Here is a 14,729-nt window from a genome sequence, read left to right as displayed (position 1 = left end):
CGACCTCGGTTGTGTTGTGCACTATTTCTCTCCGCTGCTCACTCAGCAGCTCCGTACACTGGCAAGCAGTCTGCTCGAACGTGCTGACACGTCGCCGTGAAAGCATTCGTCTGCGTCATTGTCCGGCAAGCGCACCGAGGCATGCGGCAGGATGGACCTACCACATGCCGCTCGCCTTGCATCAGAAGAACCCAAGCGCCTTTGGCGAATAGCTCACCAGCAGGTTCTTGGTCTGCTGGTAGTGGTCGAGCATCATCTTGTGGTTTTCGCGGCCGATGCCCGACTGCTTGTAGCCACCGAAGGCGGCGTGCGCGGGATAGGCGTGGTAGCAGTTGGTCCACACGCGGCCGGCCTGGATCGCGCGGCCCATGCGGTACAGGCGCGAGGCATCGCGGCTCCACACGCCGGCGCCCAGGCCGTACAAGGTGTCGTTGGCGATCGCCAGCGCGTCGGCCTCGTCCTTGAAGGTGGTCACCGACACCACCGGGCCGAAGATTTCTTCCTGGAACACGCGCATCTTGTTGTGGCCCTTGAACACCGTGGGCTTGACATAGAAACCGTCGGATAGCTCCCCGTCGAGCATGTTGCGCTCGCCACCGATCAGGATTTCGGCGCCCTCCTGCTTGCCGATGTCGATGTAGGACAGAATCTTTTCCAGCTGCTCGCTGGAAGCCTGCGCGCCGACCATGGTGTTGGGATCGAGCGGGTTGCCCTGCTTGATCGCCGCCACGCGTGCGAGCGCTTTTTCCATGAACTTGTCGTAGATCGATTCCTGGATCAGCGCGCGCGAGGGACAGGTGCACACCTCGCCCTGGTTGAAGGCAAACAGCACGAAGCCTTCCACCGCCTTGTCGAGAAAATCGTCGTCTTCGGCCATGACATCGGCAAAGAAGATGTTGGGCGATTTACCACCCAGCTCCAGCGTCACCGGAATCAGGTTCTGGCTGGCGTACTGCATGATCAGCCGGCCGGTGGTGGTTTCGCCGGTGAAGGCAATCTTGGCGATGCGCGGATTGCTGGCCAGCGGCTTGCCCGCCTCCAGTCCGAAGCCGTTCACTACGTTGAGCACGCCCGGCGGCAGCAGATCGCCGATCACCTCCATCAGCACCAGGATCGAGGCCGGGGTCTGCTCGGCCGGCTTCATCACCACACAGTTGCCGGCGGCCAGGGCAGGCGCGAGCTTCCAGCAGGCCATCAGCAGCGGGAAATTCCACGGGATGATCTGCCCCACCACGCCGAGCGGTTCGTGGAAATGATAGGCGATGGTGTCGCTGTCGATCTCGGAGATGCCACCTTCCTGCGCGCGGATGGCACCGGCGAAATAGCGGAAGTGGTCCACGCATAGCGGCACGTCGGCGTTAAGCGTTTCGCGCACTGGTTTTCCGTTGTCCCAGGTCTCGGCATACGCCAGCAATTCCAGGTTCTGCTCGATGCGGTCGGCGATCTTGAGCAGCACGTTGGAGCGATCGGTGGTGGAGGTCTTGCCCCACGCCTCCTTGGCCGCGTGCGCGGCATCCAACGCTGCTTCGATATCTGGCGCGGTAGAGCGCGCGATCGAGGTGAAGACCTTGCCGGTGATCGGCGTGGTGTTGTCGAAATACTGACCACCCTGCGGTGCCACCCACGCCCCACCGATGAAGTTGTCGTAGCGTGGTTTGAAGATGGATTGCGGGTCGGTGTTGAGGGACTTGGCGGAAGGAAGTGCATTCATCGGAGTCTCCTGCAGGGGCGAATCCGCACGTGTATACCCAAGCACCATTTGCACGCAATGGTGCGCGCGACGCTGTTGCATTGCGTCATCGCTGCGCAGTTGCCGTAGTGCGCATCGCGCTGCAATTGCGCTGCAGCGCGTCATTGCCGAACGCCCCCGTGCAATCTTCAGCCGGCGTGAAATCCACGCCGGTGCGTGCGCGGGCGTGTCTGGCTCATGCGCGACTCAACCCTGCGATGCGGCGCCAGGCAGTGCAGCCATCGCGGCCGTGCAGTCCGGCACGCGCTCCAGTTCCGAGGCCTGCAGCTGCCAGCCGGCCTGCGCTGACGTGGCGTCCCAGCGATAGGTCCAGTGCAGGCGTGTGTCGCCGGCACAGCTGTCGATACTCACTGCATCGCCCGTCTGGCCCCGTTCCGGGAATGCCACATCGGTCCTGGTCAGCAGTGCCCGGCGTGCAGGGTCGGACGCGTGCATGACGTAGCTGGTGCGCACCTGGCCCAACGCGGCGGCCGTCGCTGGTGGCCGCATCTTTGCAGGCTGCTCAAGCAACCAGCGATGCACCTGCGACACGGCCGGGCTATCGGCGGGAAACGTGCGGATCACCCGCAGTTGCGCCTGTTCAGTGGCAGGTGCAGCTGCAACCGCTTGCGCGCCGGTGGCACACAGGGCTGCAAAGAAAACCAAGATCATCGAACGCATCACATGCTCCGTGCGGTGTGCTTGGCCGCAGCTTAGCATCACGATTCCGGCGGGCACTATGGCGTTATCGCTCCACAGATCCAGATGGCATTGCCGGTGGTGTGGAGCTCACCCATGTCGCGAGCTGCTCACGTGGCTCGACCAGCAACATGCCGTCATCGTGCTCAGCCATCGCATACGGCATGCCCACGCCCGGGACCATGAACACCCTCTTGCGGGACGGTGTGACCTGCGTGCCGAAGACGTTCTCTCACCGCAACGCACGTTTTGTGCGCCGAACAGTTGCGCGGTAACCGCGTTTGCCGCGCCGCGCGCGGAACGCGTGCGGTGGACTGTAGTGCATGCGCCCTGCCTGCCGACAGCCGTGACTATGCCGAACCTGCCGCACGCCAGGCGTGCACCGCTGCGGTCACGCGCGCGCCATGCACCGAGGAGATGTCACGCGCGGCAAAATCCCGCGGGCACCGCTGTACCTGCGCTGCAAGCTGCAGGCAAGCGGCGTGACCATGCGCTACTACGGTGTCACGCTCACCGGCATCCAACGCCAGCAAGATCGAGAAGCCCGTTGCAGACATGTTGCAGTTCACGTCCAGCCAATACCCATCGTCTGCATCGCGCAGCAGAAACCAGTCGGCCGGTGCGTGGTCTACGACGATCATGCGGGCCTCTCGTGTATGCAGGCGATAGCAGTCAGTGGGTAGGAGCGCGCTTGCGCGCGATGCGGTGTTGTCTGATGCATCTGCATGCGTGCCAAGCCGCGCCAATCAAGTGCCAGGTGACGCTCTAAGGCGGCGCTCTACACACTTGAGACATTCAGCACATGAAGCAGAAGCGCGCGCGTGGCCAGGCGTCATGGGAATGCCTCATTGCGCGCGAGCGCGCTCCGTTACGAAGCAGCGCGCAGTCGGGCGCGTGCTTCATGGCGAGCGCCCGTCAGCTGCCAAAATCCCACTGCAGGCCTACGGTGTAAGTGCGGTCCGGGCCGGGTTCGTAATAGCGGCCGTTGCCGTCGTTGACGATCACCGAGCCCACGTACGCGCGGTCCAGCGCGTTGTCGATGCGGGCGAAGGTGCGCAGTACGCCGTGGGCGGTGGTCCAGCGCCGTGAGGCTTCCAGGTTCACCAGCGCGTAGCCGGCCGCGCGCTCGGTGGCCAGGTCGTTGACCACGGTGGCATCGGAGACCACCGATTCGGCGGCGAACTGCCACTGCAACGGCTGCCATTGCCAGCGTGCGAACAGCTGCTGCCGCGGCACGCCTGGCAGCCGCGCGCCGCTGGCCACCGGTGCGGTGGGCGTGGCGCAGCCGCTACTGGCGCAGGTGAGGTAGCCGTCGCGCACGGTGGCGTCGACAAAGGTATAGGCCAGTTGCACCTGCTGGGTTTGGCCGATTGGCTGCTGCCAGCTAAGCTCCGCGCCCTGGCGCCGGGTGGCGCCGATGTTGCGGAAGGTGCTGCGGCCGTTGGTGTTGCTGGCCACTGCCAGTTCGTCGTCGGTGTCGGCGCGGAACAGCGCCAGTTCCAGCGCCGCACCGCTTTGCGAACGCCACTTGGTGCCCACTTCGACATTGCGGCTTTTCGCCGCGCCCAGGTCCAGCGCCAGGCCGGCGCCGCCGTCGCTGCGGTAGCCCAGTTCGTTGAAGGTGGGCGTCTCGAACCCGCGTCCCACCGAGGCATACACCCGCAGATCGTCGCTGGCGCGGAACACGATGCCGGCCACCGGCGTGGTGGCCGAATAATCGCGCCGGCCGCTGTCGTCCGGATTACGCCCGACGATGTAGTTGTCGTCGGAACGGAAGCGCACCTCGCTGTGGCGCACGCCCAGCAGCGCCGACCAGCGGTCGCTCCACTGCCACCACGCCTGCGCGAACTGGTCCACGTTCTCGACCTGATCGCGCTGGTTGCGGCGCAGCGCGCCCTTCACCCCGAGCGTGGTGCCGACGAAGTTTTCGTAACCGGTGCGGTGCTGGCGCTGGCGGTCGACGTTGGCCCCCACGGTGAGCTGCAGCGGCCGCCCCAGCGCCTGACCTTGCCAGGCCCAGCGCGCATCGGCGCCTTCATAATTGCTGTCCAGGTCGATCACCCCGCCCGAGTGCAGCGGATTGCGCTGCACCGCCACCGGAATCGCCAGGAACTGCTCCACGCTGCGCTGGCCGCCGTAGGCCATCAAGCGCAGCGTCTGGGTATCGAATTGCTGGGTGAAAATCGCTCCGGCCTGCGACTGCCGCACCGACTTGCGGGTGTTGAACTGCGTGGCCACCGCGGTGGCCTGGCGCGGGTCGGCGTTGACCTGTGCGCGGGTCAGGCCCAACGGGTCCTGTGCGTCCGGGGCATCCAGATAGTTGAGCACCAGGTCCAGCCGGCTGCCGGGCGCCAGGTCGAAGCCGAGCTTGGCGTTGACCGACTCACGCTTGGCGCGGCTGTGGTCGCGGAAGCCGTCGGTTTCGAAGTGGTTCGCGGCCAGGTTGTAGTGCACCGCACCCTGCTGGCCGAGCAACTGCGCCCCGGTATTGACGGTGGCATTGCTGCCGTAGGTGGCACGCAGCCGCCATGGGTCGTCGGGCTTGCCGTCCGCGCTCCACAGCTGCAGCACGCCGCCGGAGGAGTTGCCGTACAGCACCGAGAATGGCCCGCGCAGCACTTCCACCCGCTGCGCGCCCAGTACATTGAAGTGCGAGAGCTGGCCCTGGCCGTCGGGCATGCTGGCCGGGATGCCGTCCACCAGCAGGCGCACGCCGCGCACGCCGAAGGTGGAGCGCGCACCGAAGCCGCGGATCGACAGCTGGGTGTCCTGCGCGTAGTTCTGGCGGTCGCGCGCCACCAGCCCGGGAATGCCGTCCAGCAGTTCGGACACCTGCGCGCCGCGGCGGTTGTCGTCATCGGCCGCCACCACCGTGAACGAGGCCGGCAGGTCGAAGTCGTCCACGCCGTGCACCCGCGCGGCATCCACCTGCACAGCGGGCAACGCGGCAATCGGCGGGGCCGCGTCGGCGGCCAGGGCGAGCGACGACGCGCTCGCTACGAACAGGCCGCACGCGGCGGCCAACAGGGTCAGTCTGGGCATGGCGCTAGTGTCCCTCATCCGTACTGTGGCCGCATCGTTTCGTACGGAACGAAGCATGCTACCCCGCGCCGTGCCCTGTTAGGATGAGGCGGTTTGGCCGTGCCGCGGCCCGACGCCCGGCAGTATCCCCACCTTCCGTCCTCCAGCGAGTCATGCCGTGTCCTTCTTTGCAAATGTAGAACAGGTTCCAGGCGACCCCATCCTGGGCCTGACCGAGGCCTACAACGCCGACAGCCGCCCAAACAAGGTCAATCTGGGTGTTGGCATCTATTACGACGAAAACGGGCGCATCCCGCTGTTGCGTGCCGTGCAGAAGATCGAGCAGCAGCTCGCGCTGGATGCCAAACCGCGCGGCTACCTGCCCATCGACGGCCTGGCCGCCTACGACAAGGCCACCCAGGAGCTGCTGTTCGGCGCCGAGTCGGCGCTGGTGGCCTCCGGCCGCGTGGCGACCTCGCAGACCGTCGGCGGCAGCGGTGCGCTGCGCGTGGGCGCGGACCTGCTCAAGAAGCTGCTGCCCACCTCCACCATCGCCATCAGCAACCCCAGCTGGGAAAACCACCGCGCGGTGTTCGGCGCGGCCGGCTTCGAGGTGGTGGATTACACCTATTTCGACGCCGCCAGCCACGGGCTGAACTTCGACGGCATGCTGGCCGACCTGGCCAAGCTGGAGCCGGGCACGGTGGTGCTGCTGCACGCCTGCTGCCACAACCCCACCGGTGCCGACCTCAGCCGCGAGCAGTGGAAGCAGCTGGCCGGCCTGTTGAAAGAACGCAACCTGTTCCCGTTCGTGGACATCGCCTACCAGGGCTTCGACAAGGGCATCGAGGCCGACGCCTACGCGGTGCGCCTGCTGGCGGCCGAAGGCATCGACACCTACGTGGTGGCGAGCTCGTACTCCAAGTCGTTCTCGCTGTATGGCGAGCGCGTGGGCGCGCTGTCGGTGGTCTCGGCCACGGCCGCCGAAGCCAAGGCGGTGCAGTCGCAGGTCAAGCGCATCATCCGCACGATCTACTCCAGCCCGTCCACGCACGGCGCCGCATTGGTGGCCGGCGTGCTGACCAGCCCGGAGCTGCGCGATGTGTGGGAGCAGGAACTCACCGAAATGCGCGAGCGCATCCACGCGTTGCGTGCCGGCCTGGTCGCCAAGCTGGCCGCGCTGGGCGCACCGGAGTTCGAGTTCATCCAGCGCCAGGCCGGCATGTTTTCGTACTCGGGCCTGACCAAGTCGCAGGTGGACCGCCTGCGGGACGAGTTCGCGATCTATGCCGTCGGCACCGGCCGCATCTGCGTGGCCGCGCTGAGCCAGCGCAATCTGGACTACGTGGCCCAGGCCGTGGCCACGGTCAGCCGCGGCTGATCCTGCGCCGCCGCTTGCGCGATGAAGAGCCGGGAGCGCTGACGCCTCCCGGCTTTTTTGTGGGCGACGCGCACTGCGATAGGCGCGCAAAGATGCAAAGCGCGCAGCCGGTGATCGAAATCTAACGGCGCAATGGCGACAATGGCGGCCCACTTCCTGCACAGGCTGCCCGCTCCATGTCGCGTCCCTCGCTGACCCGCTTCCTGATCGAAGAGCAACACGCCGGCCGTATCGACCCGGAATTGCGCCAGCTGATCACCATCGTCTCACGCGCCTGCAAGCGCATCTCCATCGCCGTGAGCAAGGGCGCCCTGGGCGGCGTGCTGGGCGATGCCGGCACCGGCAACGTGCAGGGCGAGGCGCAGAAGAAGCTCGACGTGCTGAGCAACGACATCCTGCTCGAAGCCAATGCCTGGGGCGGCCACCTCGCCGCCTGCGCATCGGAAGAGATGGACCACAGCCAGCCAGTACCGGACCAATACCCCAGCGGCGATTTCCTGCTGCTGTTCGACCCGCTCGATGGCAGCTCCAACATCGACGTCAACGTCTCGGTCGGCACCATCTTCTCGGTGCTGCGCGCGCCCAAGGGCACCGAAAAGCCCGGCGACGAACACTTCCTGCAGCCGGGCACGCAACAGGTGGCCGCCGGCTATTGCATTTACGGCCCCAGCACCATGCTGGTACTCACGCTGGGCCACGGCACCCACGCCTTCACCCTGGAGCGTGAGGAAGGCAGCTTCCTGCTAACCCAGGCCGACATGCGCGTGCCCGAAGACACCGCCGAATTCGCCATCAACATGTCCAACCAGCGCCACTGGGAGCCGGCCATGCAGGCCTATGTGGGCGACCTGCTCGCCGGCAAGGACGGTGCGCGTGGCAAGGATTTCAACATGCGCTGGATCGCCAGCATGGTGGCCGACGTGCACCGCATCCTGACCCGCGGCGGCATCTTCATCTACCCCTGGGACAAGAAGGACGCGTCCAAGCCCGGCAAGCTGCGCCTGATGTACGAAGCCAACCCGATGGGCATGCTGGTGGAACAGGCCGGCGGCGCCGCGACCACGGGGCGCGAGCGCATCCTGGATATTCAACCGACGCAACTGCATCAGCGTGTGCCGGTGTTTTTGGGCTCAAAGAACGAAGTGGCCGAGGCGACGCAGTATCACGTGGAGTTCGACAAGGCGCAGGGCTGAGGGTTCGGCTCGCGCGACAAGCAACATTGATCGATGCAAGACACCCGCCCAGTGCGGGTGTCTTTTTATGCAACGCATGCCGATGGCGTCGCTGGCGATGCGCTGGGGCGCGAGACCTGCGCCAACGCCCCGCTTCGTGCCGTGAGTTGACTCACCAGCGCCCGGCGGTGAGTATCGCCCTCGGGCCGGGGTGGGACGGTCTACGGGAAGTCAATCTCTACGCGCAGTGCCCTGCAAGCGGTCGCATGACTGCACGCGGGGATCACGTATCGGCAAGGGAGTTCTCATGAAAACCGCATGCGTTGCACTGGTGGCTGCCCTCATGTTGCAAGCCACACCCGCCTTCTCCGCATCAACCACGCCATCGCCACTGGTCGGAACCTGGCTGCTGGATACCAGCAGTCTTCCGATGCCAGCAGCGGTACGCCCCAAGCGTGTCGTCCTGGAGTTCAAACAGGTTCCAGGCAACAAATGGGCAACCAGCGCCGAAATCATCGAACACGACAACAAGACGCTGCAGGCGCAATCCACGCTATTGCTGGACGGCACGCCGGGTAAGGCCTCGGGCACTTACCTGGTGGATCGCGCCGCAGTCAAAATGCCCGAGCCCGGCGTGCTGGTGATGCAGTTGATGTATCAAGGTGTTCCGGCATCCACACGCACCTATACGGTCAGTGCCGACGGCAAGGTCATGACCGAGATCGAAGCGTACTTCAAGGACGGCAACCCGGTGATGCGCACGGCGTATTTCAAACGCGCGGCAAGTCAGTCCAAGTGAACACTTGCGAGCCGACGCTGCATCGCGGCGCGGCTCGCTTTATTTGAGGAGCAGCGGCAGTTGAAGGCAGGGAGCCTGTATGCGATATCTTTCACCGATCGATATTCCAGCCACATTACGGCGCGGCGCGTCGGTCGAGCAGTTTCTCGGAAGAAGTCCAGTCGATGCGACATACATTCGCCATGTCGAGTTGCGGCCGGCAAACGATTGCATCGAGGTATGGATGTATGACGTCGAGGACGTTGGCAGCGAAGACTATTCGGATCTGTATGACTTCGCATCTGTCGAACCAGACGGCCCCCATGCCCCTGCCGCCATTTTTGCGGACGCTGCCTCTGCCGTAACGTACGCCAGCACATTCCTGGCGGCGGATCCTACTCGCTGGACCAACCTCGGGATTGCCGAGTCCGAATACCTTGACTACCTTCGCGCAGGCCGGCCTTCCCATTGGCCGGTTGCCATCTGACCCTCCATCGCGATGCCGACCAGGCAAGCGGTCGGGTTCGATCGCCAGGAATCGCCCCAAGTTGCCTGTGTCGCAGTGCACGTCGTCCCGCTACCGTCGTTGAGCCGACCACAAAGCATCCATGACCGAGATCAAATTCACCGAAGGCGAGCGGGCGGCGATCACCCACAAGATCCAGCTGTACTTCAGCGAGGAACTGAAGCAGCAGATCGGCCGCTTCGATGCGGAGTTTCTGCTGGATTTCTTCGCCGAAGAGGTGGGGCCCTATTTCTACAATCGGGGCGTCTACGATGCGCAGGCCATCGTTGCCGGCAAGCTGGATGACCTGGGTGAGGCGATCTACCAGCTGGAACGTCCTACCGACTTCAGAAAGTAATCAGCCACCTCACGATGCCACAGCATTGAGACGTTCCACGTCTCTGCTGCGAGTAACGACAACATGCGCGTGCCCGAGGAGACCGCCGAAGACGCCATCAAGTTGCGTACTTCCGCTGCATCGTTCAATGAGTCCTGCAACGCAAGGGTGTCACCGCGCTATTCCGGTCTCCAGCTGGCCAGCATCCTTGAGAAGTGCAAGCGCCCACTCCACACGGGCCGATGCGCTGGCGATCAGGTCATCCGGGTGCTCGCCCAGCAGCGCGCGCAGTTGATGCGGGGCGAAGACCAGGTCGACGAAGTGACTTGCCAACGCAGACGGATTGGCCGGTTGATCCGGGCCGTCCAGGATCGTCATCTGCACGCGCCGCAGCCCGCCTTCCCAGCCGATGCGGTTGACTTCAGCGGCAAGCGCTGGCGCGCGAATGGAGGTGCCGACGACCAGACGCATCATGGCCACCGTCTGGGGCTGTAGTGCATGCGCAAGCATCCCTTGTCCTGCGTGTCTCAGGCGCCCCTCCAGATCCATGCGGACGCTGACTGCGGCAGGCAGGGGCTGGGTGTCGACATCGCGACGGACCACCGCCTCAAAAATGGCGTCTTTATTGGCATAGCGCGCATAAAGGCTTGCCTTGCCCGCGCCTGCCAGCCGCGCGATGTCCTCGCACGAGGTGTCCTCGAACCCGCGTTCCAGGAAGAGCTGCAGTGCCGCATCGAGCAAGCGTCGTTCGACATCACCGGCTTTATCGAGTGGCGGCCGTCCGCCTTTTGATTTTTGCTTGACCGCTTTCATACACGAAAAGTTACACGCCGCTTGCACTTCCATCAACTGAACGTTATCGTTCAGTTACTCGCTGCATGGCCTGCCAAGCCAGCGAATGGCCTGGGTGCTGCGTGACAGACAGCCTGCGTCTTCTGTTGCAGTTCCCGTTGCCGTTGTTGGCGCAAAGACCCAAGCGAGAGGCAAGTCGTGACTCCAGATGTGAGATCCCAAATCGTGATTGCAGGCGCCACCGGCGACCTGGGTTGCCGAATCGCCTTTGCCCTGCAGGAACAGGGCGCCGCGGTGGTCGCGCTTGTTCGGCAAGGCGCAGGCAAGGACCGCATTGCGGCCTTGCAACGCAGCAACATCAAGATCCGCTACGTCGAGATGGAAGACGCCACATCGTTGCGTGAAGCGGTCGGGAATGCGGCATGTGTCGTTTCTGCGCTCAACGGCCTGGAAAACGTCATGCTGGGTCAACAGGGAAAGCTGCTGCATGCAGCTGTCAGCGCCGGCGTGCCCCGCTTCATCCCGTCTGATTTCTCGCTGGACTATACGAAAACACGGCCGGGCGACAATCGAAACCTGGATTTTCGGCGCCGGTTCAGAGACCAGCTGGACGCCGCGCCGATCGCGGCCACCTCGGTTCTGTGTGGCGGTTTTCTGGAACTTCTTGAGGGCAGTGCGCGCCTAGTGGTCCCGGGCCGTCGTGTCATGCATTTTGGCGACGCACACCAGCAGCTCGATTTCACCGCCAAAGATGATGTCGCCAGTTACACGGCGGCGGCCGCACTGGATCCCACGACCCCACGGGACCTGCGCATTGCCGGCAATTGCATTTCGCCCAACGACATCGCGCAACTACTCACCCAACTCACCGGGCAGCGCTATCGCACGCTCAGGCCCGGCGGGCTCGGGACGATGTCGGCAATCATCAGTACGGTGCGTGCACTCACGCCCGCAAGCGATGATCCCTTCCCTCCCTGGCAGGGCATGCAATATCTGCGCGACATGATGAGCGGGCGCGGCAAGTTGGTCCCATTGGATAACGATCGCTACGGTGCGCGCGCCTGGCAAACAGCCCGCCAGGCACTGGCCAACACGTATGTACGGGAGTCTTGAGATGCGCGATGACATTGCAGCGTTCCACATCCAGGTTGCAGAAGCGGAGCTGGATGACATCGCACACCGGCTTAGGCAAACGCGTTGGCCAAGTAGGGAAACCGTGGAGGACCACAGCCAAGGCCCACAGAGCGAGCGCATCCGGCGCCTGGTGCAGCGCTGGCAGTCTGGCTACGACTGGCGTGCGACAGAGCAGCTATTGAACGGCTGGAACAGCAGTCGTACCACGATTGATGGACTGGAGATCCAGTTCCTGCATATACGCTCGCCGGAGCCAGATGCGCTTGCTTTGCTGGTGACGCACGGATGGCCCGGATCGGTGCTCGAATTCCGCGAAGTGATCGGCCCCTTGAGTGACCCGGTGGCCCATGGCGGGCAGGCGTCGGACGCCTTTCATCTCATCATCCCATCCTTGCCTGGTTTTGGTTTCTCTGCAAAGCCAATCGCCCGTGGCTGGGGAGTCGGGCGCACGGCTGCCGCATGGGTCGAACTGATGCGCCGTTTGGGTTATGGCGAGCGTTGGGCCGCACAGGGCGGCGATTGGGGCAGTGCGATCACCACCGCGCTTGGATTCATGCAGCCACCGGGCTTGCGGGGTATCCATCTGAACATGGTGATGTTCGAACCCAGCACGCAGGAAATCGCCGAAGCCACACCGGCCGAGCAGAAGATGCTGGAAGACGCCAAGCGCTACTACACGGAATTTTCCGGCTACATGAAGCTGCAAAGCACACGGCCGCAGTCGGTGGGCTTCAGTTTGGCGGACTCCCCGGTGGGCCTGGCTGCATGGATCTATGCACTCTTTCAGGACGTCTCACAAAGCGAGGGCGAGCCGGAGAACGTGTTCGGGTTAGACCACCTCATCGATAACATCATGCTGTACTGGCTCCCGAACGCAGGGCCCAGCTCTGTACGCCTGTACTGGGAAGCCGCGCATGACGCCAGCGCGCAGATGCCGTCGCATCCAATGCCCACGCCAACCGGCATCAGCATGTTTGCTGGCGAGCAGGTGCGCGTTTCCCAGCGCTGGGCACAGCGACGCTTTGCCGATCTACGCTTTTTCGGCGAAGCGGAGCGGGGTGGACATTTTGCGGCGATGGAGAATCCGCCGGTCTTTATCGATCATCTGCGAACGACGTTTCGGTCTCTTCGGTGACGGCGGCCGAGCATTGCGTGCCCGCACTGCCTTCGGGCCACGGCCATGCCGACGGCGCCGACGTATCCGCTCTGCAGTTGGAGCCGCCTGACGCCAGGCCAGCACCGCCCTCTTGACCGCTGTCGCCTACACGGGCGAGTCTCGGGGGCTGGCGCGGCAGGCAGTCGTGCCGCTCGCCTTCAACGGAGAACCGCTGTGGACCGTCGTACCTTCCTCACCTTGTCCGGCATCGGTGCTGCCGGGTTGCTGCTGCCGAACACGCGCCTGATCGCTGCCGAGCAGTTGCTCAGCCCGGTGGATGCAGCGCGCAATCGGCGCCTGGCCGACACCGCACTCACCACCGCCAAGGGCGCGGGCGCCAGCTATTGCGATGTGCGCGTGGGCCGGTATCTGCGCCAGTTCGTGATCACCCGCGAAGCGCAGGTGGAGAACGTGGTCAATGCCGAATCCAGCGGTGTGGGCGTGCGCGTGCTGGCCGATGGCGCGTGGGGTTTTGCAGCGACCAATACGCTCACCAGCGATGGCGTGGCCACCGCCACGCGGCAGGCAGTGGCGATCGCCAAGGCCAACGCCCGCCTGGGCGGTACGCCGGTGCAGCTGGCGCCGGTGACGCCGGCCGGGCAGGTCAGCTGGAAGACGCCGATCAAGAAGAACGCGATGGAAGTACCGCTGCAAGACAAGGTGGCGCTGTTGATGGACGTCAACGCCGCCGCGCTGAATGCCGGCGCCACATTCGTCGCCTCGCGCATGTTCGCCATCAACGAACAGAAATACTTCGCCAGCAGCGATGGCTCCTATATCGACCAGGACGTGCACCGACTGTGGTTGCCATTCACGGTGACCGCAGTGGACAAGGCCAGCGGCAAGTTCCGCACCCGCGATGGATTGTCTTCGCCGATGGGCATGGGCTACGAATACCTGGATGGCGACGCAGGCGAAAAGCATCGCCTGCCTGGCGGACTCATCGGCTACGGGCGCAGCTACGATGCACGCGAAGATGCGATCGCTGCGGCCAAGCAGGCGCGCGAAAAGCTCACCGCGCCGTCGGTGAAGGCCGGCAAGTACGATCTGGTGATCGACCCGAGCAATTTGTTCCTCACCATTCACGAATCGGTGGGCCACCCGCTCGAGCTCGATCGCGTGCTGGGCTACGAGGCCAATTATGCGGGTACCAGCTTTGCCACGCTGGACAAGCGCGACGCCGGTTACCGCTGGGGCAGCGATGCGGTGACCTTCGTCGCCGACAAGACCCAGCCCGGCAGCCTGGGCGCGGTGGGATACGACGATGAAGGCGTCAAGACCAAACAGTGGGACCTGGTGAAGGACGGCATCCTGGTCGACTACCAATGCACGCGCGATCAGGCGCACCTGCTCGGCAAGACCGCCTCCGACGGCTGCAGCTACGCCGATTCATGGTCGAACGTGCAGTTCCAGCGCATGCCCAATGTGTCGCTGGCCCCGGGCAAGACGCCACTAGCGGTGGCGGACATGATCAAGAACGTCGAGCGCGGGCTGTACATCCATGGCCGCGGTTCGTACTCGATCGACCAGCAGCGCTACAACGCGCAATTCGGCGGGCAGCTGTTCTACGAGATCGAAAACGGCCAGGTCACGCGCCTGGTCGAAGATGGCGCTTACCAGATCCGCACGCCGGAGTTCTGGAACGCCTGCAGCGCGGTCTGCGACCAACGTGACTTCCGCCTGGGCGGGTCGTTCTTCGATGGCAAGGGACAACCCAGCCAGGTCTCGGCGGTCTCGCATGGGTCATCCACCGCGCGCTTCGATGGCATCAACGTAATCAATACCGCGCGTTCGTTGGGCTGAGAGCTGCCAACAAACGGCTTGTTAGGTCGCTTTGTTAGAGCTGTCCTGGTTGCAAGTAGACACACCCACAATCTCAGCAAGTCGTTGCGTCGTTTAGGTGCGATCAAAAGCTTGGTTAGTCGAGTGCGCGGTGCCCTCGCCGCTCGCGGGACACGCCGCAAGTACGCCCATGTAGGCTCGGTGGCGGCATCCATGCCGCCACACGGTCCCGCAATCGGCGAG

General features: G+C 64.3%; 13 protein-coding genes. 8 read left to right on the top strand and 5 right to left on the bottom strand.

Features of this window, described 5'->3' with window-relative positions; translation table 11 throughout:
• Positions 1 to 181 precede the first annotated feature (181 nt).
• The 4 genes from adh to QRM60_RS16420 form a co-directional block, all read right to left on the bottom strand.
• Positions 182 to 1,711 (bottom strand): aldehyde dehydrogenase, encoded by a 1,530-nt coding sequence (gene adh / locus QRM60_RS16435; RefSeq protein WP_042595532.1) that lies wholly within the window; start codon positions 1,709 to 1,711, stop codon positions 182 to 184.
• Positions 1,712 to 1,936: 225 nt separating this feature from the next.
• Positions 1,937 to 2,410, bottom strand: coding sequence for a hypothetical protein (locus tag QRM60_RS16430; RefSeq protein WP_016944730.1), 474 nt, complete (start codon positions 2,408 to 2,410; stop codon positions 1,937 to 1,939).
• Positions 2,411 to 2,778: 368 nt separating this feature from the next.
• On the bottom strand, positions 2,779 to 3,069 hold the full coding sequence (locus QRM60_RS16425; protein ID WP_042595531.1) for a hypothetical protein: 291 nt from the start codon (positions 3,067 to 3,069) through the stop codon (positions 2,779 to 2,781).
• Positions 3,070 to 3,343: 274 nt separating this feature from the next.
• On the bottom strand, positions 3,344 to 5,470 hold the full coding sequence (locus QRM60_RS16420; protein ID WP_042595530.1) for a TonB-dependent receptor: 2,127 nt from the start codon (positions 5,468 to 5,470) through the stop codon (positions 3,344 to 3,346).
• Between the two features lie 157 nt (positions 5,471 to 5,627).
• Between QRM60_RS16420 and QRM60_RS16415 the strand changes: the two genes are divergently transcribed.
• From QRM60_RS16415 to QRM60_RS16395, 5 genes are all read left to right on the top strand, one after another.
• The gene (locus tag QRM60_RS16415; protein WP_011035355.1) at positions 5,628 to 6,830 is read left to right on the top strand and encodes an amino acid aminotransferase; all 1,203 of its coding nucleotides are present in this window, start codon (positions 5,628 to 5,630) and stop codon (positions 6,828 to 6,830) included.
• A gap of 176 nt (positions 6,831 to 7,006) precedes the next feature.
• The gene (locus tag QRM60_RS16410; RefSeq protein ID WP_042595529.1) at positions 7,007 to 8,023 is read left to right on the top strand and encodes a class 1 fructose-bisphosphatase; all 1,017 of its coding nucleotides are present in this window, start codon (positions 7,007 to 7,009) and stop codon (positions 8,021 to 8,023) included.
• 310 nt (positions 8,024 to 8,333) lie between these two features.
• Entirely contained in the window at positions 8,334 to 8,801 is a 468-nt protein-coding gene (locus tag QRM60_RS16405; protein WP_080869942.1) for a LuxR family transcriptional regulator, read from the top strand.
• Positions 8,802 to 8,880: 79 nt separating this feature from the next.
• Positions 8,881 to 9,267 (top strand): hypothetical protein, encoded by a 387-nt coding sequence (locus QRM60_RS16400; protein ID WP_042595527.1) that lies wholly within the window; start codon positions 8,881 to 8,883, stop codon positions 9,265 to 9,267.
• 121 nt (positions 9,268 to 9,388) lie between these two features.
• Positions 9,389 to 9,643: a DUF2164 domain-containing protein gene (locus QRM60_RS16395; RefSeq protein WP_042595526.1), complete on the top strand. Its 255-nt coding sequence runs from the start codon at positions 9,389 to 9,391 to the stop codon at positions 9,641 to 9,643.
• A 150-nt stretch (positions 9,644 to 9,793) separates the two neighbouring features.
• Here QRM60_RS16395 and QRM60_RS16390 read toward each other — a convergent pair whose 3' ends face one another.
• Complete coding sequence (locus QRM60_RS16390) at positions 9,794 to 10,435, bottom strand: TetR/AcrR family transcriptional regulator (RefSeq protein ID WP_042595524.1); 642 nt, start codon at positions 10,433 to 10,435, stop codon at positions 9,794 to 9,796.
• 177 nt (positions 10,436 to 10,612) lie between these two features.
• Between QRM60_RS16390 and QRM60_RS16385 the strand changes: the two genes are divergently transcribed.
• The 3 genes from QRM60_RS16385 to QRM60_RS16375 all read left to right on the top strand — a co-directional run bounded on the left by QRM60_RS16385 (position 10,613) and on the right by QRM60_RS16375 (position 14,507).
• Entirely contained in the window at positions 10,613 to 11,527 is a 915-nt protein-coding gene (locus QRM60_RS16385; protein WP_115529599.1) for an NmrA family NAD(P)-binding protein, read from the top strand.
• 1 nt (position 11,528) lies between these two features.
• Positions 11,529 to 12,683: an epoxide hydrolase family protein gene (locus QRM60_RS16380; RefSeq protein ID WP_285446623.1), complete on the top strand. Its 1,155-nt coding sequence runs from the start codon at positions 11,529 to 11,531 to the stop codon at positions 12,681 to 12,683.
• 195 nt (positions 12,684 to 12,878) lie between these two features.
• Complete coding sequence (locus tag QRM60_RS16375; protein WP_042595520.1) at positions 12,879 to 14,507, top strand: TldD/PmbA family protein; 1,629 nt, start codon at positions 12,879 to 12,881, stop codon at positions 14,505 to 14,507.
• The last annotated feature ends 222 nt before the right edge of the window (positions 14,508 to 14,729 follow it).

The sequence above is a fragment of the Xanthomonas sp. fls2-241-TYG-148 genome, from assembly GCF_030208815.1.
GTDB lineage: Bacteria > Pseudomonadota > Gammaproteobacteria > Xanthomonadales > Xanthomonadaceae > Xanthomonas > Xanthomonas campestris.
This window is presented reverse-complemented; position numbering and strand designations above follow the sequence as displayed.

Coding starts and splice junctions, on each gene's coding strand:
- adh (WP_042595532.1), bottom strand. CDS start 1,711: ATGAATGCACTTCCTTCCGCCAAGTCCCTCAACACCGACCCGCAATCC.
- QRM60_RS16430 (WP_016944730.1), bottom strand. CDS start 2,410: ATGCGTTCGATGATCTTGGTTTTCTTTGCAGCCCTGTGTGCCACCGGC.
- QRM60_RS16425 (WP_042595531.1), bottom strand. CDS start 3,069: ATGATCGTCGTAGACCACGCACCGGCCGACTGGTTTCTGCTGCGCGAT.
- QRM60_RS16420 (WP_042595530.1), bottom strand. CDS start 5,470: ATGCCCAGACTGACCCTGTTGGCCGCCGCGTGCGGCCTGTTCGTAGCG.
- QRM60_RS16410 (WP_042595529.1), top strand. CDS start 7,007: ATGTCGCGTCCCTCGCTGACCCGCTTCCTGATCGAAGAGCAACACGCC.
- QRM60_RS16400 (WP_042595527.1), top strand. CDS start 8,881: ATGCGATATCTTTCACCGATCGATATTCCAGCCACATTACGGCGCGGC.
- QRM60_RS16395 (WP_042595526.1), top strand. CDS start 9,389: ATGACCGAGATCAAATTCACCGAAGGCGAGCGGGCGGCGATCACCCAC.
- QRM60_RS16390 (WP_042595524.1), bottom strand. CDS start 10,435: ATGAAAGCGGTCAAGCAAAAATCAAAAGGCGGACGGCCGCCACTCGAT.
- QRM60_RS16380 (WP_285446623.1), top strand. CDS start 11,529: ATGCGCGATGACATTGCAGCGTTCCACATCCAGGTTGCAGAAGCGGAG.